The organism is Gluconacetobacter sp. (assembly GCF_047721585.1).
GTDB classification, from domain to species: domain Bacteria; phylum Pseudomonadota; class Alphaproteobacteria; order Acetobacterales; family Acetobacteraceae; genus Gluconacetobacter; species Gluconacetobacter dulcium.
Map to the genome: position 1 here is coordinate 1 of NZ_JBDNXE010000028.1, position 19,789 is coordinate 19,789.

12 protein-coding genes are annotated in these 19,789 nt (G+C 61.0%); 6 read left to right on the forward strand and 6 right to left on the reverse strand.

The window, feature by feature from the left end:
• The first annotated feature begins 458 nt into the window (after window positions 1-458).
• The 6 genes from ABF821_RS07355 to ABF821_RS07380 all read left to right on the forward strand — a co-directional run bounded on the left by ABF821_RS07355 (window position 459) and on the right by ABF821_RS07380 (window position 10,603).
• Complete coding sequence (locus tag ABF821_RS07355; protein WP_182975540.1) at window positions 459-875, forward strand: hypothetical protein; 417 nt, start codon at window positions 459-461, stop codon at window positions 873-875.
• 7 nt (window positions 876-882) lie between these two features.
• Window positions 883-3,906, forward strand: a complete 3,024-nt coding sequence (locus ABF821_RS07360) for a glycosyltransferase (RefSeq protein WP_415529563.1) — start codon at window positions 883-885, stop codon at window positions 3,904-3,906.
• On the forward strand, window positions 3,903-6,881 hold the full coding sequence (locus ABF821_RS07365) for a glycosyltransferase (protein ID WP_415529564.1): 2,979 nt from the start codon (window positions 3,903-3,905) through the stop codon (window positions 6,879-6,881). The genes ABF821_RS07360 and ABF821_RS07365 overlap by 4 nt, the downstream gene beginning before the upstream one ends.
• A gap of 69 nt (window positions 6,882-6,950) precedes the next feature.
• Window positions 6,951-7,634, forward strand: coding sequence for a glycosyltransferase (locus tag ABF821_RS07370; RefSeq protein WP_182975537.1), 684 nt, complete (start codon window positions 6,951-6,953; stop codon window positions 7,632-7,634).
• Window positions 7,635-7,708: 74 nt separating this feature from the next.
• Complete coding sequence (locus ABF821_RS07375) at window positions 7,709-9,247, forward strand: hypothetical protein (protein WP_415529565.1); 1,539 nt, start codon at window positions 7,709-7,711, stop codon at window positions 9,245-9,247.
• A gap of 387 nt (window positions 9,248-9,634) precedes the next feature.
• Window positions 9,635-10,603 carry a glycosyltransferase family 2 protein gene (locus ABF821_RS07380; protein ID WP_415529566.1) on the forward strand — a complete coding sequence of 323 codons (969 nt, stop codon included), beginning with the start codon at window positions 9,635-9,637 and terminating at the stop codon, window positions 10,601-10,603.
• A 374-nt stretch (window positions 10,604-10,977) separates the two neighbouring features.
• On the opposite strand, the gene ABF821_RS07385 is transcribed toward ABF821_RS07380, so the two are convergent.
• From ABF821_RS07385 to hpnD, 6 genes are all read right to left on the reverse strand, one after another.
• Window positions 10,978-13,359: a phosphoketolase gene (locus tag ABF821_RS07385; RefSeq protein ID WP_182975534.1), complete on the reverse strand. Its 2,382-nt coding sequence runs from the start codon at window positions 13,357-13,359 to the stop codon at window positions 10,978-10,980.
• 66 nt (window positions 13,360-13,425) lie between these two features.
• A complete protein-coding gene (locus tag ABF821_RS07390; RefSeq protein WP_415529567.1) occupies window positions 13,426-14,628 on the reverse strand; it encodes an acetate/propionate family kinase in 1,203 nt (400 codons plus the stop codon).
• Between the two features lie 223 nt (window positions 14,629-14,851).
• A complete protein-coding gene (locus ABF821_RS07395) occupies window positions 14,852-15,478 on the reverse strand; it encodes a hypothetical protein (RefSeq protein WP_182975545.1) in 627 nt (208 codons plus the stop codon).
• A gap of 53 nt (window positions 15,479-15,531) precedes the next feature.
• Window positions 15,532-17,457, reverse strand: coding sequence for a squalene--hopene cyclase (shc, locus tag ABF821_RS07400; RefSeq protein WP_415529579.1), 1,926 nt, complete (start codon window positions 17,455-17,457; stop codon window positions 15,532-15,534).
• A gap of 135 nt (window positions 17,458-17,592) precedes the next feature.
• A complete protein-coding gene (gene hpnE / locus ABF821_RS07405; RefSeq protein ID WP_182975531.1) occupies window positions 17,593-18,891 on the reverse strand; it encodes a hydroxysqualene dehydroxylase HpnE in 1,299 nt (432 codons plus the stop codon).
• A 4-nt stretch (window positions 18,892-18,895) separates the two neighbouring features.
• Entirely contained in the window at window positions 18,896-19,777 is an 882-nt protein-coding gene (gene hpnD, locus ABF821_RS07410; protein ID WP_182975530.1) for a presqualene diphosphate synthase HpnD, read from the reverse strand.
• Between the last annotated feature and the right edge of the window lie 12 nt (window positions 19,778-19,789).

The window sequence follows — 19,789 nt, forward strand, 5'->3', positions numbered from 1 at the left end:
CGGTCAATCTCTACACCGCCATGGGGGCGGGCTGGCAGGGCGCGGCCGTGACCGCAACCGCGCTACCCGTCTCGCTGGAAAAGCAGAATATCCTCGCCCGCGCCTTCAAGGAGTAATCGGATCGCCTTTCTTTCTGTCCTGACAAGGAAGAAAGGCCGACCGAACATGCCGCTCCCGTTGCGTTCAGCCCCGGTGTCAGCCTGATTATCCGGCATAATGATATCGCCCTTGTTTTTATACAAAAGGCCCCAGGCTGACGCACGCCTCATTCTTCACATAGCCGCGAAGAAATAAAAACCATATCTTTATTAAATCTTCACTCTTTATCCGCATGAAAACCCCGGGAGATATCCGGCTTCATGCGCAGAATGGTGAAAAATTTTACCTTATATTTACTTCAAGTCGGTATCCAGAGAAAGAAATATCCATTTTACGGACTCTTTCTCTGGAGAAATATCGTGATTCTTTATTCTTCAGTTAAACGTTTAACGAAAACTGAAAATGGAAAAGTCGTTATTCCAGAAGATGTTTTCAAATTCCTGATAACCACCTACCTCAGGACCGTACCGTTCGACGAAGCGGCCTATCTGCGGGCGAATCCCGATGTGGATGCCGCGATCCATCGCGGCGAACTGAAAAGCGGCCATGACCATTTCATCCAGGTCGGTTTCTTCGAAGGCCGCGACACCGACGGCAAGGAATTCGACGAAAAATGGTACCTGAAGAATAACCCCGATGTCGCCGCCTCCGTCCTGCGCGGCGAATGGACCAACGGCAAAATGCATTGGCTGAATGTCGGCCGCGCCGAGTTACGGGCCCCCTCCAAGGCGCTCGAACCGGTCTATGACACCTGGCGCGGCTTCTGCGCCGCCTGACGTCCCCATGACCGGACAAGCCGACCGCATAATGGAGACGACGATCGACGGCTTCGTGCGGGACATCTCCGCCCGGTACGGCGACGTTCTTTCGTCTCGCCACGAAGAACTGGAAGGCATTCCGCAAACCCCGGAATCCATCCTGCCCCGGCTGGAATATCTGCAACGATCGCATCCAAGCGCGCGCGACATCACGCTGGGTATCGGCTTCTGCCGCCTGGCACTGCACGAGCCACGCGCTTCGGAGGCTTTCGAATTTCTCTCTTCGGTCACCCTCTCGCCACTGGCGCGGTTTTTCCTGCTGATCACCCGTATGCGTTTCGGCGCCCACGATCGCGCCTTTGCCGAACTCCGGGCTCTCCTGCGCGAAACCGCCGTCATTTTTCCCGATATCGCCTTTTCCCTCTTCAGCGCCGTCGCCGAAGCCAATCGCTGTTCGGGATGGTGCGCCATGCTGCCCGACGGGCGCCTCGTCGTCGGCCTGCCGGATCACGCCGCCCGCAACCTCGTCCTGTCCCATGACGGAAAGGAACGCCCCGCCGACCTGGCCTTGCTGACCCACCCTCCTGGCTATCAGGTCTGGGAAATCAGTAATTTTATCCTGCCGCCCCACCTGCCGCGCATCGACATTCTTCAGGAGGGTCGCGGCCTGCTGGGTAGCGGCATCGACAGCCGGACAGTCTGGGCCTTCGAAGGATTCATCGAGGGCACGGCCGAGGGACTGAGCGGGTGGTGCCGTTACCCCAACAATCCGGGAGCCGCCGACCAGATCCATGTGCGCGCCGCCCAGGACGACCACATGCTGTTCGACGCAACGGTCGGGCAGCCCGATGACGAACTGCTCCTGCCCGAAAAGCCGCGCACCGACTTCGTCATTCCATGGCAGGACCTCCTGGGCGCCCGGACGCCGGCGGTCAAGGTCACCGACCGCTTCGGCCGCGCCTTCTACGGCAGCCCACTCGACCCTCTCGCCGGCGGGCGCTACGCCCGCACCCAGGCGGAATGGGTCGCCACATTATTCCCCAGCGCACATCCCACGGCGGTAAAGCCCCGTTTCAACCAGCCGTTCCCGACCCTCTACACCCCCCGCTTCACGCTGCCCGAGGCCGCCGCCCCCACGATCCCTGCCCGTCAGGTCGCGGTCATCATTCCCGTCTATCGCGGCTACGAAGTCACCCGCGCATGCATCACGCTGGTCCTCCAGCATCGTGGGCCGAACGAACGAGTAGTCATCGTCAATGACTGCTCGCCCGATGAACGGATCACCGCCTTTCTCGACACACTGGCCGGGCTCGATGGCGTCACGGTCCTGACCAACGCCCGCAATGGCGGCTTCACCTTTTCCGCCAATCGCGGCCTGCGCGCGGTGGAGCGGGATGAAGACGCCATTCTCCTGAACAGCGACACGCTGCCCCCTCCGCACTGGATCGCGGCCTTGCGGCGCACCGTCTATCGCGCGCCCGATATCGGCACCGCCACACCGCTCTCCAACGCCGCAACGATTTTCAGCTACCCGAATGCAAACGGCCAGAATCCCGTGCCAGCCTATGAAGAAGTCGTCGAGACGGCGGAGCGCATCGCGGCATGCGAGAACGACGCCCTGATCGACGTTCCGACCGCGCACGGCTATTGCATGTATATCCGCGCCGATTGCCTGCATCAGACCGGCCTGCTGCGCGAAGACGTCTTCGCACAAGGCTATGGCGAGGAAAATGATTTCAGCCGCCGCGCCGCCGCCCTGGGCTGGCGGCATGTGGTCTGCCTGCAAACCTTCGTCGGCCACGCGGAAGGACAATCCTTCAGCGCCGTCCGAAACGACCTGATCCGCCGCAACCTGGCGACCCTCAACGGCCTGCACCCCGGATATGACCGGATGGTCCAGGTCTGGCAGGCGCGCGATCCGCTACGCCCCTTCCGCCGGAATCTCGACCTTTCCCGCCTGCGCCACGCCATCGCCGGGCGCCCCGTCGTGGCGCTGCTGACCCACGACCGCCAAGGCGGCGTCCAGCGTTTCGTGACCGAGCGCGCGGGCGAAAACCTGGCCGCCGGCCATGTGCCGCTGATCCTCTCACCCCACCGTTCAGGCAACGGAGACACGGGCTGGACGATCATCCCCTTCCTGCCGGAGGATTATCCGAACATCACCGCGCCGCGAAAGGGCGCGGAGCTGCGCACGCTGCTGCTCGATCTGGGATGCAACCGGATCGAAATCCACAGCTATATCGGGGCCGGAATCCGCGACGTGCACTGGGTCTCGCGCAGCGGCATCGACTATGTCGTGTATCTGCATGATTATTCCTGGTTCTGTCCGCGCATCACGCTGGTGTCGCACAACAATCTCTATTGCGGCGAACCGGCGCGCGATGTCTGCCTGCGCTGCATCGCCGATCTGGGGCCCCTGAACAGCGACGACGCCCCCCTGGAGTTGCTGCGCGACCTGAGCGACGATCTGTTCCGGCGCGCCGACGGCATCATCGCCTCCTGCCAGGACGTCGCGGACCGCTATCGCCGCCACATCGACGCCCCGATCACCCTGGCCCAGTGGGAACCGCCCGTCCCCACGCGTCCCGCGACCTTCCTGCCGAAGGCACCGGACGAGATACGGCGCATCCTCCTGATCGGTGCCATCGGGGTCGAGAAGGGCTATAATATCCTGCTCGCGCTGGCCCGCCATGTCGCGGACCACGACCTGCCGCTGCGCTTCGTCATCATCGGCTACACCTGTGACGATCCAAGGCTGCTGGCCACCGGCGTCGTCGAGATCACCGGCCGCTATGGCGAGCACGAACTGGCCGCCCTGATCCGGCGCCACCCGTGCGACTGGGGTTTCCTGCCCGCGATCTGGCCGGAAACCTGGTCCTATATCCTGACCGAGTTCTGGCGGCAGAATGTGCCGGTCATCACCTTCGATATCGGCGCGCCGGCCGCGCGCGTCAGGGCAACGGGCACCGGCCTGACGGTGCCGTTGCACCTGCCCATCGCCTCCCTGGCCACCGTGCTGCTGACACCCTGGCTGCTCCGCATCCAGTGACCCAGGCCGACGACAAGGACGCGATCATGACGCCCATGGACCAGCCGGCGGAACAACCGGCCGCGAAGCCCGCATGGTGGCGGTTCGACACCGCGTGGTATCGCCGCCGCTACGCCTTCATCCCCGCCGTCGCCGACCTGCGGGACGAGGCGGACATCCTGGCCTTCTACAAGGAATGCGGCGAACCCCTGGGTCATTCCCCCAACCCGTTCTTCGACGAGGAATGGTATCGCCAGGCCTATGCCGACATAGACGAGGCCATTCACGCACACGAGGTCCCGTCAGGCTTCGCCCATTATTGCGCGGAAGGCTTCAGCGACCGCAATCCGAACGGTTTCTTCGACGAACTCTTCTATCGGGAAACCCAACTCGGCCTGTCGCTCGAAGAAGTCGAACATCACGGCCTGCGCAACGGCTACGATCATTTCCTGTCCTACGGCGCAAGGGAAGGCCGGGACGCCTCCCTGTTCTTTTCCACCTCGCTCTTCCTCAAGGAAAACCCGGATTTCCTCCATGACACGCGGCTCGGCCCATTCGTCGCCTTCATGGAAAACCTGCACGCGCCAGAGAACGCCTCCCGTCGGACATCCTGGTTCTTCGATCCCGCCTGGTATCTGCGGGCCTATCCCACCGTCTCGGACCGGATGCCGGAATGGGGCCATCCCCTGCGCCATTACCTGATCACCACGACGCCAGCCACTTTCGATCCCCTGCCGTTCTTCTCCGAACGGTTCTATGCAACCAGCCATCCGGACGTGGCCCATGCCGTCGCGACGGGCGCTTTCCGCAACGGCTACGCGCATTTCCTGCGATACGGCCAGCAGGAAGCACGCCGTCCCCATCCGCAGGTCGATCTCGCCGCCTATGCGAAAGACCCCGGCGTGATCGAGGCGATCGGCCGAGGGTGTTACCCTACCCCCTTCGCCGCCTATGCCGCCCTCTCCGGCGCGCTGCCGGACGGCGAGAAACCTGCGGAGAGCGCCGAGCTGCATTGCCGCCGCGCCTTTCGCCTGCTGGCCGATGCACGCACCAGCACCCTGATGGCCCGCCCACTCGATTTTTCCTGCGACCTTCCCGATTTCAGCGTCGTCATGGTCGTCCACGACCAGTTCGCCTTCACCATGACCGCGCTGTCCTCGCTGCGGGCCGCCTGTCCGGGGCCGGTGCAGGTGATCCTGGTCGATGGCGCTTCGCGAGACGAGACCCGCCGGATCGAGCGGTATGTCCACGGGCTCGATATCGTCCGGCTGGCGGAAAATATCGGCTTCCTCGCCGGCTCCAACGCCGGGCTCGCACGGGTTGCCGCACCCTATGTCCTGTTCCTGAACAACGATGTCGAGATTTTCCCCGGCGCGATCGCGGCCGCACTACACCGCCTGCGGCAGGAGGCCCGTACCGGTGCCGTGGGCGCGAAGCTGATCCGCACCACCGGCCGGCTTCAGGAAGCGGGCAGCATCATCTGGAATGACGGCACCACATCGGGCTACCTGCGCGACGCCTCCCCACTCTGCCCCGAAGCCAATTACGCGCGGGCGGTCGATTTCTGCTCCGGCGCATTCCTGATGGTCCGTACCGAACTGGCCAAGGCGCTGCACGGCTTCGATCCGCATTTCAGCCCGGCCTATTACGAGGACACCGACCTCTGCGTCCGGATCCGCCAGCAAGGCTTCGACGTGCTCTACGACCCCGACGTAGCCGTGCTGCATTACGAGTCCGGCAGCGGTAATCCGGCGGACATCGACACCATCCTGGGCCGGAATATCGGCAGGTTCTTCCACAGACACCGCGACGAGATCGAGGGGTACTACACGCGCGACAGCGCGAACCTGCTGAGGGCACGCACCAGCGCGAGAACACAAAAACACGTCCTGTTCATCGAAGATTACCTGCCCCAACCGGCCATCGGCGCCGGCTTTCCCCGCTCGAACGACATCGTGCGCCTGATGGTCGAGGATCTGGGCCTGCATGTGACCGTCTATCCGGTCTTCCCACCGCGCGAGGCCCCGGCGGGCCGTTATCGCGACCTGCCCGACCGCGCGGAAATCATCTGGGACCGTGGAATCGCCGACCTGGACGCCTTCCTGCACGCCCGATCGGGCTATTACGATGTCCTGTGGATCGGCCGGACCCATAATGCCGCCCGCCTGCGCCCGATCATCGCCGCCTGCCGCGCCGCGCTCACGGACTGCCGCATCATTCTCGACACCGAGGCCATCGCCTCGCTACGCGAACGGGGCCGGATGCAGTTGGAGAACCGGCCAGACCTGCCCACGCTGGCAGCCATGCTGCGCCATGAATTCCGCGCCACCGATTTCATCGACCGGTTCGTGGCCGTCAGCCAGGCCGAAGCCGACCTGCTCGCCCCGGAGGTGCATCGCGCGGTCGCGGTACTGGGCCATGTCAAAACGCCTGCCCCGCAGCCCCGTCCCTTCGCCGCCCGCGCACACGTCCTGTTCGTCGGCGCGATCCAGAACCCGCACTCCCCCAATCTGGACGCGCTGACATGGCTGAACGACCAAGTTCTACCCGAATATGGCCACCTTCTCCCCCCCGAGGCCCGGATCCGCGTCGCGGGCCATCTCGCGGAGGGCATCGACCTCGCTTCGATCCTGACGCACCCACGCTTCGACCTGCTCGGCTTCGTCGAAGACCTGGGCCTACTCTATGAATCGCACCGCGTCTTCATCGCCCCGACCCGCTTCGCGGCGGGCATTCCCTACAAGATTCACGAAGCCGCCGCCCACGGCCTTCCCATCGTCGCCACCGACCTCCTCTGCCAGCAGATCGGCTGGACCGCCGGATCGGATCTCGCCTGCGCACCCGTCAACGCCCCAGAAGCATTCGCTGACGTCCTGAGCCTAGCCTACACCGACGAGACGCTATGGCACATGCTACGCCGGAATACGATTCACCGAATCTTCATGGAAAACAGTAAGATTACATATCTGCGCATTCTGGAATCGCTGCTCGAATGAATACCTAGCGTTACAACAAGAAAAAAAACAGAACCAGAAACAATATTCATATAAAGAAAGATATCGAAAATGATATTCACATATTGGTCCCATCCGGAAATACGATACCCGCATTCAAAAGAGGAGTGGAACCGGTACTTTCCTGAATTTAAAGTATTTTCCGACAGCGACGTCATCGGCCTGATCAAGAGCGAACGACTGAGAAAAATATACACTTCCATAACGATACCAGCCGCCAGGTCCGACGTCGCCCGGATTATTCTCCTCCTCGAATACGGTGGAATGTATGTCGATGCACATACCGGGATAGCAGAAAGAGAATCGCACCTGCTTCCCTCGACGCTGGAAAAACTCTCCACTTATGATGTTCTTCTGTTCGGAAAAGGATGGGAAAGAAACGATCAGGACATCATAAACGTCATGAATACGGTAATAGCAGGAAGATCGCGCAGCTTTATTCTGAAATCGATTTTAAAGAGAATATTCCTGAACCTGGAAGATCACTACGAAAAGGAAAATACAACAAAAGATTATGTGCCTTATGAAATATTCCACTTGACCGGAACACAAGCGATAATGGACACGATATTCAGCAAGACAGATATATTCTACGAATATAAAGACATGGTTAAACTCATAACCATGGATCACGCTTCAAGCTGTGGATTTGAAATCTACAAACACTATACCTATAGAGAAAACGGAAAACATTGGAGCGAAATGCAAAAAAAGAACCGATTATTCAATATATAGCCGCAAAAAATTCGTCAGACAGATGAGAGAGATGGACTGTAAAATGACATGATGGACGGCAAGGCACAGAAATCATGAAAACACGAATAATATTTTTATATTCTCTTATTTTATCAATACAGAACGCGGAGGCACATGATTTCACATCGAAGCTCTTGCGTCATAATGTACAATTCGTTGATACCGATTTCCAAAAAAACAAATCATATCTGCAGAAAAAAAATAACCCTTTACATGAAATATCGTCTTTCTGGAAAAATCCGGAATCTGTATCGCCCACACCAATAAATTTTCCCCTTTTTATATTGCTCCGAGGAAATCAGAGGGAAAATTCCCCTCCTTCGTTATCTTTCCAGAGAGATATCGAAACACCTCACGAAAGATATAACCAGATTGCCGGTCTCCTAGGACGCTGCCATGAGTCTGCAATCCGGACAAAGGAGAGTTTCTATTGTCAAACGAACTGGATGATTACCTCCGCCTATGACGGTCCCGTAAATTCCTCTGGGAATTTTGTTGTAGAGCGTCCTCCCGATGCTTTGCTCGATCACCAGGGTCCGCGATCATCCATCACAGCCCTGACCGCCGTTGCCAAAGACGATACAGAAGAGGCATCCTCTCGTTCAGGAGGAATGGGCGCCCTTGAAGCGGATATTTATGCGGACGGCCTGGATACAACCGGCGGAGCGCCCAACAATCGCACGCTCGCCCTGCTAGTCATCGACTCCCTGCACCATGGAAGCCCGATGTCCGTCTCCCAGGGGCTGCTGATCGGCACAAACAGCGACGATGCATATTATGGAAAAACTCTGATGCTGGACGGGAAATTCTCCACGTCTGCGATAGATCTACGCGAGGCAAAGCCAATGTGCCAGACCGACCAGGCCGGCGCACATTGCCCTCCCGTGATCTGGATGGGTGACAATATGAATCTTACATATAGCAGCGACGGTACGACCACACAAAAATATAACTCCCATAACGGCAATCTGGAATTCACAGTCGGAGGCAAGAAATCATTCGGTCTGGACGCGAACTCCGGTACGGGCCTGTTTTATTATGGTCTAAACATACCGGATGACCAGAAAATCAGCATCGGAAACTCGAATGCATTTTCATTTGTATCTGATACGCAGAACAAGTCATTGGAAATAAAATCCAAAGAATCCATATCACTGAAAATAGATTCAGAAACGGGAAGCCTATTTTTCTTAAAAAATTCCTATTTCCAAAAGGGGCTATATCTACCAAATTTCCCAGAAAACGACGATATATGGAGCCAGAAACACCCCGATGGTTTTCTGATCAACAATCCCGTCACTCATCAATTATTCGTACAAGAAAACGGCATATACAAAAAGCTACAAACAGATGATGATGGCAGCATGAAGCATCAAGCCTCATCACATTCTTCATCTTGCAATTTTTCTCTGCCCTTGCGAAAGGTTTCATTCGCATCCCTCCCTGCCAAAGCCGATACAGGTGAGGTGGTTTTTTGTCCCGATTGCTATTCAACATTACAACCATCCAATGACAGGCAAACAGGTATCGCCGTCACCTTCAACGGCAAGAGATGGAACGACGCTCTTGGCTTGGCCATTCTCCATAACTAGAGCATCTTTATCCGACCAGATGGACTCATCCGGTCGGATAAAGATGCTCGAAAAATCAATAATCTAGTGCCATATCTGTGAACCAGCGTGAACGGATATGAGCCTAGAGCAGGCCCGGTCTGAATATGTGCATTCAAACAGGTGAAATGTTCCGAAAGCATGTCTGCGCGCGCAGGCAAAATCCGTGGCTGGCAATCAAGATATGGTCACTCGTCAGGGCTGCGTAGAAGCCGGACTTCATCATAAAAAACGATATTTTTACTGTGGTGATTTTTTATACGCGATCAGAGAACTGAAAGGATTTGTTAAAGTATGCGCTGTATGCTCAGACGCAAATGTGTAAAAATAAAATAAATACTTATTTTATACTCCACAGGAGGTAAATTAATGAATTTAACGGCGGTAATGCGTATCCTCAACGAGGATGACATTATAGAAGCAAATATTCGTCACCACAGAAGCTTTATAGATCATTTTGTTATCCTTGATGATGGAAGCCAAGACAAAACCTTATATATAATCAAGTCATTGATATCTGATGGTTTTCCGATAACTTTGATCGAATGCGACAGCGTTGTTTCAGATGAGCGCGGAAGGAATACTTTCCTTTACAATTATGCTTCTCAAAAATTAAAGGCAAACTGGGTATTTTTTCTGGATGCCGACGAATTTATCGATATGCGCGGGCGTATCAATGGCATGAAGGACTTTATCGTGTCCGTTCCAGGTCATTTTGAATCAATGCTGCTCCCGATGAGGAATTACAAAGATACGGTCCTGGATAACAAGGACGAAATCATCGTGCCAAACAGAATGACATGGCGGATGAGAGAGGAGATCGGTGTTTTCAAGGTTGTGGTAAGAGGTCAACTCTCTGGAAATATCCATATACACGAGGGTAATCATACTGCCTATCGAAATAACAAAGAATTAGATTACTTCGGTGGCTCAAATTTGTGTATATCACATTATCCACGCCGGTCCGGATGGCAGGACATATATAAATGGATCGTGATGCGTCTAAAAATAACCGCCGCAGGAAAAAGGGAGGTAGATAAGGGCACTGGCTCTCATTATATAGCCCCCCTCAACACACTCCTAAGGAACCCAAAAGAAATACTTGAAAATAAATGGTTCTTTAACCAGACCCCAAATGACAATGACGTAGAAGACCGCATATGTTACGAAGGTGGCATGTTAAAATATACAGAGAATGTCGACTATAAAGAGAAATGTATAAAAATGGTCCTTGAATACGCATTCTCTTTAGCGCGTGAATTCGGGGAGGAAATGGATATCAATGAATCCTTTAGAACCCGTATTTTGACAAAAATAAACACCCATATGGAACGATAGAGAACTGTAGCAGTCGGTCAATAAAAGCAACGGCGGCCAACCGAATGTCGGATCAGATTGCCCGATAGTCCGGACCAACGGCTCAGAGCCGCCCTTCCGCGCCGTTCTCATGATGCTCGAAAAATCAATAATCTAGAGCCATATCCGTGAACCAGTGTGAACGGATATGGCTCTAGAAGCATATGCCGTAAATCCTGCGGCGGGATGTCATGTAACGGAGGCGACCGCCGCACTCAACGACATCCCGTGGCCACCCGCGTAACCGGCAGGTCTAGAGCATTTCCACCGAAAATCGGTTCGGTGGAAATGCTCTAGTTTATTGTTTTTACGAGTTTTTTACCTGTTCGAACGCACGCATTCAAACAGGCTCTGCTCTACGACCAGCGCCAGGCTTCGATTTCCGGCAGGTCACGACCATGTTCCGCGATATAGCGGGTGTGATCGACCAGCTTGTCGCGGATCGCCTGCTTGGCATAGGCGGCCCGTGTGGCCAGCCCCGGCACGCGGTCGATCACGTTCGACACCAGATGGAACCGGTCGAGATGGTTACGCACCACCATGTCGAACGGCGTCGTGGTCGATCCTTCCTCGCGGAAACCGTGGACATGGAAATTCCGCGCGTTCGCCCGGCGATAGATCAGCTTGTGAATCAGTTGCGGATAACCATGGAAGGCAAAGATCACCGGCCGGTCGAGGGTGAACAGCGCATCGAAACTGGCATCGTCCAGCCCATGCGGATGCTGGCTGGGGGAATCCAGCGTCATCAGGTCCACGACGTTGATCACGCGCACCTTCAGGTCCGGCGCATGCTCGCGCAGCAGCTTCACCGCCGCCAGTGTCTCCAGCGTCGGCACATCGCCAGCACAGGCCATCACCACATCGGGCGTGCCACCCTTGTCGTTGCTGGCCCATTCCCAGATGCCGATGCCCGCCTCGCAATGGCGGATCGCATCATCCAGTCCCAGCCACTGCGGCTCCGGCTGCTTGCCGGCCACGATCACATTGATGCGGTCCCAGCTTTGCAGGCAATGCGCCGTCGTCCACAGCAGGGTATTGGCATCGGGCGGCAGATAGACGCGGACAAATTCGGCCTTCTTGTTGATCACATGGTCGATGAAGCCGGGATCCTGATGACTGAAGCCGTTATGGTCCTGGCGCCAGACATGCGAGGTCAGCAGGTAGTTCAGCGACGCGATCGACCGGCGCCACGGCACCTCGGCCGCCGTCTTCAACCATTTGGCATGCTGGTTCACCATCGAATCGACGATGTGGATGAAGGCCTCGTAGCAGGACAGGAAGCCGTGCCGCCCGGTCAGCAGATAGCCTTCCAGCCATCCCTGGCAGGTATGCTCGCTCAGGATCTCCATCACATGGCCATCGCGCGCCAGATGGTCGTCGTAATCGAACGTCTCGGCGTTCCACGCCCGGTTGGTGACATCCAGCACCGCGTTCAGACGGTTGGAGTTGTTCTCGTCCGGCGACAGCACCCGGAAATTGCGCGCCTCCAGGTTCAGCTTCATCACGTCGCGCAGCCATTCGCCCATCACGCGCGTGCTCTCGCCGGTCTCGTGTCCCGGACTGGTGACGGCAACCGCATAATCGGCAATATCGGGCAACCGCAGCGGGCGCTTCAACTGGCCGCCATTGGCATGCGGATTGGCACTCATGCGCAGCGTGCCCGAAGGGGCGAGGGCCGCGATCTCGGGGAACAACCGACCGGACTCGTCGAACAGATCGTCCGGCCGGTAGCTGCGCAACCAGGTCTCCAACGCCTGAAGATGCCCCGGATGCGTCAGGTCGGAGAACGGAACCTGATGCGAGCGCCAGTAGCCCTCGGTCCGCAGCCCGTCGATCTCCTTGGGGCCGGTCCAGCCCTTGGGGCTGCGCAGCACGATCATCGGCCAGGCGGGGCGTTCCGTCTTGCCATCCTCCCGTGCCGCCTTCTGGATGGCGGCAATGCGGTCGAACGCCAGATCCATGGCCGCCGCCATCTTCTGGTGCATCGGGTCGGGATCATGCCCTTCGACGAAGATCGGATCATAGCCGTAGCCACGCAGCAGCGCCGCCAGTTCCCGCGGCGCAATGCGGGCCAGGATCGTCGGATTGGCGATCTTGTAGCCATTCAGATGCAGGATCGGCAGCACCGCGCCATCCGTCGCCGGATCGACGAATTTGTTGCTGTGCCACGAAGTCGCCAGCGGCCCGGTTTCCGCCTCGCCATCACCGATCACACAGGCGACGACCAGATCCGGGTTGTCGAACGCCGCGCCATAAGCGTGGGAAAGCGAATAACCGAGTTCGCCACCCTCATGGATCGAACCCGGCGTGGTGGCGGCCGCATGGCTGGGAATGCCGCCGGGGAACGAGAACTGCTTCATCAGCCGTCCCAGCCCGTCCAGATCCTGCGACACCTCAGGGAAATATTCGCTGTAGGTGCCTTCCAGATAGGTGCTGGCGATCAGGCCCGGCGCCCCATGCCCCGGCCCGGCGATGAAGAGCACCGAAGTCTCGCGCGCCCGGATGATGCGGTTGAGATGCAGCCAGAGGAAATTCAGCCCCGGCGTGGTGCCCCAATGGCCCAGCAGGCGCGGCTTGGTATGCTCCAGTTGCAGCGGTTCGCGCAGCAGCGGGTTGGCCATCAGATAGATCTGGCCGACGGACAGGTAGTTGGCCGCATGCCACCAGCGGTTGAACAGGGCGAGTTCAGTTTCCGAAAGAGGCGCGACCGACGGAACCTCCGAAAGGGGCTCGTTCATTTTCGTTCCTTTCCTTTGTGACGTTGCCGGCGGCATCATGCCTGTGCCGGACTATCCTGTGCCGGACTATGCCTGCGTGAGACTGGCCACGACGTGGCGCCGGATCATGCTTTCCTCATCCGTCGGGATCACCCGCACCTCCACCGTGCTGTCCGGCGTGCTGATCACGGCCGCATGGGCATCATTGGCGGCCTGGTCCAGCCGCACGCCCAGCCAGGCCAGGCGGGCACAGGCCGCCTGCCGCATGGCGGCGTCATGCTCGCCGATCCCGGCGGTAAAGACCAGCCCGTCCAGCCCGCCCAGCACCGGGATCATGGCCCCGATCTGCTGCACCAGCCGATAAGTGAACATCTCCAGCGCCTCGCGGGCCGCCGCGTCGCCCGCCGCACGCTCCTGCAAATCCCGCACGTCGCTGGATACACCCGACACACCCAGCAGGCCGGCCTGATGATACAGCACCTTCTCGATCCCCGCCGCATCCAGCCCTTCGGCGCGCATCATGTACAACAGCACGCCAGGGTCGATCTGCCCGCAGCGCGTGCCCATCACCAGCCCGTCGAGAACCGAAAACCCCATCGTGGTCTCCGTGCTGCGCCCCGCCGCCATGGCGCACAGGCTGGCACCATTGCCCAGATGCGCGACAATCGTCCGCCCCGCCGCCAGCCGGGGCGACAGGCGAGGCAGGCAGGAGGCGATATATTCATAGGACAGGCCATGGAAGCCATAGCGCCGCACACCCTTCGCCCCATAGCTGGCCGGCAGGGGCAGGCGCGTCGCAGTGTCGGGCAGCGTGTGATGAAACGCGGTATCGAAACAGGCGATCTGCGGCAGGTCGGGCTGCAACGCCAGCAGTACGCGGATCGGCCCCAGGCTGGCCGGCTGATGCAGCGGCGCCAGCGGCGTCAGCGCCTCCAGCCGCGCGAGCGTCTCGGGCGTGATGCGGATGGGCGCCGCGAATTCAGCCCCGCCATGCACCACACGGTGCCCCACCCCCAGAAGCGGCACATCGCCCAGATGAGAGGTCACCCAGTCCAGCAGGCAGGCGACCGGGCCATGGTGCGGGTCTTCACCTTCGGGGGCGGGCGCCGGCCACGTCTGGTCGATCAACACCGCACCATCGGCACCGGTGGCCCGAAAATGCGGGTGGGTGTTCAACCCTTCCAGTTGCCCATGCGCGATCCGGCGCGCCTCGGCTCCCGGCTCCTGATGAAACAGGGTGAATTTTACGCTGGAAGAACCGGCATTGAGCGCCAGAATTGCCGTCGCCATGGAAGCCCCGTTTCCTTGCTATCCGCTATGCCACGCATCCTAACGTCCGGCAGGGACAAGGATCATTGACCCGTATCAAGATTCCTGGGGGCTCGTTGTTGTTCTTTTTTGAAAAAAAGAACCAAAAAACTTTGATTCGGTCAGGAGCCGTGTGTTTGCGCCATACGATGCCCCCGAACGAGAAAAAGTCTTTTTGCTTCTTTTTCTTCAGAAAAAGAAGACCTTAGGCAATATCCCGCAACACCTGCACAGCCCGCGCCCGCGCCTGCGCCGCGTCACGCCCCAGGGCGATCAACGCGGGAATCTGCACCGGCCGACGCAACACACTCAGCAGAATGCCCCCCAGCCCGATCCCGCCATCAGGCTGCAACGCCAGCACCGCCGCCGGCGGCAGCGAACGGCCGGCCGGGTCGCACACCACCCGCAGCACGGCGAACGGCAGACCCGCCCGTACCGCACCCTCGGCGACAAACCCGCTTTCCATATCCAGCCCGGCGCAACCGGTACTCCGGAACAACGCGCCCTTGCGCCCGGCGGTCGCCACAATGTCGTCGCTGTGCAGCAGATCGGTGCTCACCCGGTCGGGCCGTCCATCGCCCAGCCACGCAAGCAGCCAGGGCGCCGCCGCCAGCAGCCGCCCATCGGGCAGCCGCACATGCCGGGGCACCAGCACCGCACCGGGCCGCAGATCGGGGTCAAGACCAGCCGCCAGCCCGAAGGAAAGCAGCGCCTCCACCCCCTGCCGCACCAGATCATCGACGGCGGCGCGCGCCCCCTCGGCCGTGGCCCCGCTGATGCCGACGCGCGCGGCTGGCATCGCGGCCCGGACCAGAGCAGCCTCGGCCTCCATCCCCACCACGACGCCCAGGCACGCGGCCGGCGGCACATCAGGCCCGGTCACGCTCAGAAACCGAACGCGACGCGGCGGGTGTTGCTGGACTCCAGGTTGCGGTAGCGCGACAGCGCCATCAGCGGGAAGAACTGCCGATAACCATGGTAGCGCAGATAGAAAACCTTGGGGAAACCGACGGCATTATACGGCTCCTCGTCCCATTCCCCGTCTTCCTTCTGGGTACGGGCCAGATAGGCCATGCCCCGCGCCACGGCGGGGTCGTCGCGCAGGCCGGCGGCCATCAGGCCCAGCGTCGCCCACGCGGTCTGCGACGGCAGGCTCTCGGTATAGAGGCCCGGCGTCGCGCCCTCGAAAGTGGCGCAATCCTCGCCCCAGCCACCATCCTCACGCTGGACGGAGCGCAGCCAGTCCACCGCGCGCACGATGGCCGGATCGTCATGCGACACGCCGGCCGCGTTCAGCGCGCACAGCACCGACCATGTGCCGTAGATGTAGTTGGTGCCCCAGCGGCCGAACCAGCACCCCTCGGCCTCCTGGTCGGAGCGCAGATAAGCGACCGCCCGCTCGATCATCGGCCGATCCTCGGGATGGCCAAGCTGGGCCAGGAACGAGACGCAGCGCGCGGTCACGTCGGCGGTCGGCGGGTCCAGCAGCGCACCATGATCGGCAAACGGAATATGGTTCAGAAAATCCATATTATTGTCGATATCGAACGCGCCCCAACCGCCGTTGGTGCTCTGCATGCCCAGTATCCACTGGCGCGCACGCTCGATCGCATCATGATGGGCCGGATCGCCCTCGCGATGCAGCAGCATGCCGACCACGGCGGTGTCATCCACGTCCGGGTAATAATCGTTGTTGTACTGGAAGGCCCAGCCTCCCGGCGCCACATCGGGGCAATTGATCGCCCAGTCACCCTTCACGTCCAGGATCTGCCGGCTCCGCAGCCACTCCGCAGCGGCGGCCAGCTTCTTCTTCGTCTCGTGGGGGCGGATGCCATCGGGGCCGGAGGCCGCCTCGATCATCGCATGGCCGGCCAGGCCGGTATCCCAGATCGGCGAGACGCAGGGCTGGCAATAGGCCTCGTCCCCATTCTCCACCAGCAGCCGCCGCACCGACTCCCACGCCGTCGCGGCGCGCGGGTCGCTGTCGGGCACGCCCAGCACGCGATACATCATCACGGAATTGGCCATGGCGGGATAGATCGCGCCCAGCCCGTCCACCCCGTTCAGACGCGGCTCGATGAAATCGACCGCCGCCTTGATCGCCCGGCGCCGCGTCGCCTCGGGGATCAGCCGCTCGCCGGGCCGCACCACCTTGTCCACATATTTGAACACCCGGCCCAGCGTCGACCGGTAGGGGCCACGAATCCAGTCCCGCACCTGCGCGGGCGGGGTGACGAACAGTTCGGGCACATGCACGTCGCGCGGATTGACCGCGCGCGGCCTCAGCGCCGCCAGCACCAGCAGCGGCGCGATCACCGTCCGCGACCAGTAGGACATGTTCCAGACCGAAAACAGCGCCTTGCGCGGCAGCAGCATCAGTTCCACCGGCATGGCCGGCGTCGCGTGCCAGGGCACCTCGCCGAACAGCGCAAGCTGGAAGCGGGTAAAGACGTTGCTGCGCTCCGCCCCGCCATGGTCCAGGATCGCCGCCCGCGCCCGCGCCATGTGCGGCGCGTCGATGTCGTCGCCGATCGCCTTCAGCGCGAAATAGGCTTTCACGGTCGCCGAAAGATCGAACCTGCCGCCGTGATACAGCGGCCAGCCGCCATGATCGCCCTGGATACGCCGCAGATAGACGCCGATCCGCGCCTCCAGATCCGGCTCGATCCGATCCAGATAATGCTCCAGCAGAACATATTCCGCCGGAATGGTGGCATCGGCCTCAAGCTCGAACACCCAGTGCCCGTCATCGTTCTGCCGGCGGCCCAGTGCCGCGTGGGCGGAATCGACCGCCTGGTCGATTTCGATCATCGGCACCACCGGGTCCGCCGCACCGGCGGAAGGACGTTCAAGGGTATCGGTCGCGTTCACCATCATTCCATTGTCTCCCGCCCCATCGGCGGGACCTGTCCAAAATGCCAGCCATTCACAATTCCGGCGGCTGGCTCATCGCCGGAGAGGGTCGCGGGCGGCCCGGGCCGCGGTCACGCCGGACCTGATCGCACCTTCGATTGTCGCGGGCAATCCCGTCGCCGTCCAGTCCCCAGCCAGAAACAGGTTGTCCAGCGCGGTGCGCACCGGCGGTCGCAACCGCTCCTGGGCCGGGGTCGCGGCGAAGGTGGCGCGCCGCTCACGCACCATGCGCATGGGGGGCATGTCCAGCGGCAGGGGTCGCGCCAGGGCCGGTTCCACCGCCGCGCGAACCTCGTTCCAGATCACGGCCGCCAGTTCGTCATTGTCCCGGTCGGCATAGCGGTTGGCGGCGCTGACGGTCACCGACAGGATATCGTCCTTGACGAACACCCACTCGCTGATCCCGCCGACGACACCGATAAAGCGGGCACGCCCCAGCGCCCCAAGGGCCACAGGCGCCGGATCGAGCCGGAAATGGACATTGACGATGCTTTCGAACGCATCGGGCACGCGCAGGTCCGGCAGCACGTCCCCCAGCAGATCGGCCGCCACGGGCGCCGTCACGGCCATGATGAGCCTATCGTCCCCGTCCAGCGTCACGTCGCCGTCCGGCAGGCGCAGGCCGGTGGCACGGCCATCGGCGGTCGTAATGCCCGACACGCGGCACCCGGTACGCACCTCCGCCTTCATCAGCGCCAGATGGTCCAGCGCCGGATCGACGAAACTCTCCGACAGGCCGACGGCAGGGAAACGCGGCAGGCAGGCCCGCCCCCCCTTGGCCAGGCTTTCGCGGATCACCGCCCCCAGCAGGGCGGCGCTGCCGGTCTCGCACAGCGTGTTCAGGGCCGAAATCGCGAACGGTTCCAGCAGACGGGTCGAGAGCATGCCCGGCAACAGACACTCCGCCACCGTCTGGTCCGGTCCGGCCCGCATCAGCCGCATCAGCGACCGGACCTCGCCCAGCCGCATGCCCGGCACGCGCCGATGCGCCGAAAACAGCCAGAACGGGAGCAGCCCGCGCGACAGATCCAGCGTCCAGCGCGCGCGATCCCCCAGATCGACGAAGGGAAAGATCGGCCGATCGGGACCGACCAGCGTCTTCTCCGCGCCGATCAGGCCCAGATAGCGGAACACCGCATCGTTGGCCGACAGCAGCAGATGGTTGCCATTGTCGATCCGGCAGCCGAGATGCCGGTCGTGATAGGACCGCGCCCGCCCGCCACAGGCCGGCCCGGCCTCGTAGACCGTCAGCCGCCCGCCGCTGCCCGCCAGTTCGACCGCCGCCGACAGGCCGGCCAGCCCGCCACCGACGATATGGACATGCCCCGCCATCGTCCTATCCCACCAGGGCGCGGGCGGCGATCAGCAGCTTGCGCGGCCGCGAGAGCGACACCCGCCGTTCCGGATGGCGCCAGCCCTGCCGCTCCTGCGCCGTCAGAATCGCGCCGTAGGTCGCCCCCATCAGGCGGGCCGGCCGCATCGCCAGCCGGTTGCAGCGCGCCATTGCCCGATGCGCGGCACGGAAATGGTCGCGCGCCCGCCCTGCCAGCACCCGGCACACACCTTCCAGCCCCTGGGCACGCGGCGCCCGCGCGGGGTCCAGCGGCACGTTGAAGCGGGTCAGCAATTCGCGCGGCAGATACAGCCGGCCGAGCCGCGAATCCTCCGCCACGTCACGCAGGATATTGGTAATCTGCAAGGCGCGGCCCAGATGGTACGCCACACGGTCGGCCTCTTCCGACGCATCGCCGAACACCCGCACCGACAGGCGCCCCACCGCCGAGGCCACCCGGTCGCAATACAGGTCGAACGTCGCCTCGTCCGGCGCGACGACGGGGCCGCGCGCATCCATCATCATCCCGTCGATCACCGCGTCGAAATCCGCCTGCCGCAGCGAAAAACGGGCGATCACCACCGCCAGCACCCGGTCCAGCGCATCGTCGGTCCGGCCTTCATACAGCCCGGCGATCCGCTGCCGCCAGGCTTCCAGCCGCGCTTCCTTGTCATCGACCGCGCCTTCGTCGTCCGCCACATCGTCCACCAGCCGGCAGAAGGCATAGACGGCATACATGCCGTAGCGCCGGTCGGGCGGCAGGATACGCATCCCCTTGCCGAACGAGGTCCCCGACGCGCTCACCACCGCCTCGACCTGCGCCAGATCGGCCGGATCGCATCCCAGGGGGGGCGCCTGAACCGTGCGTGCCCGCGTCAATTCCATTCCCGCCTTCCC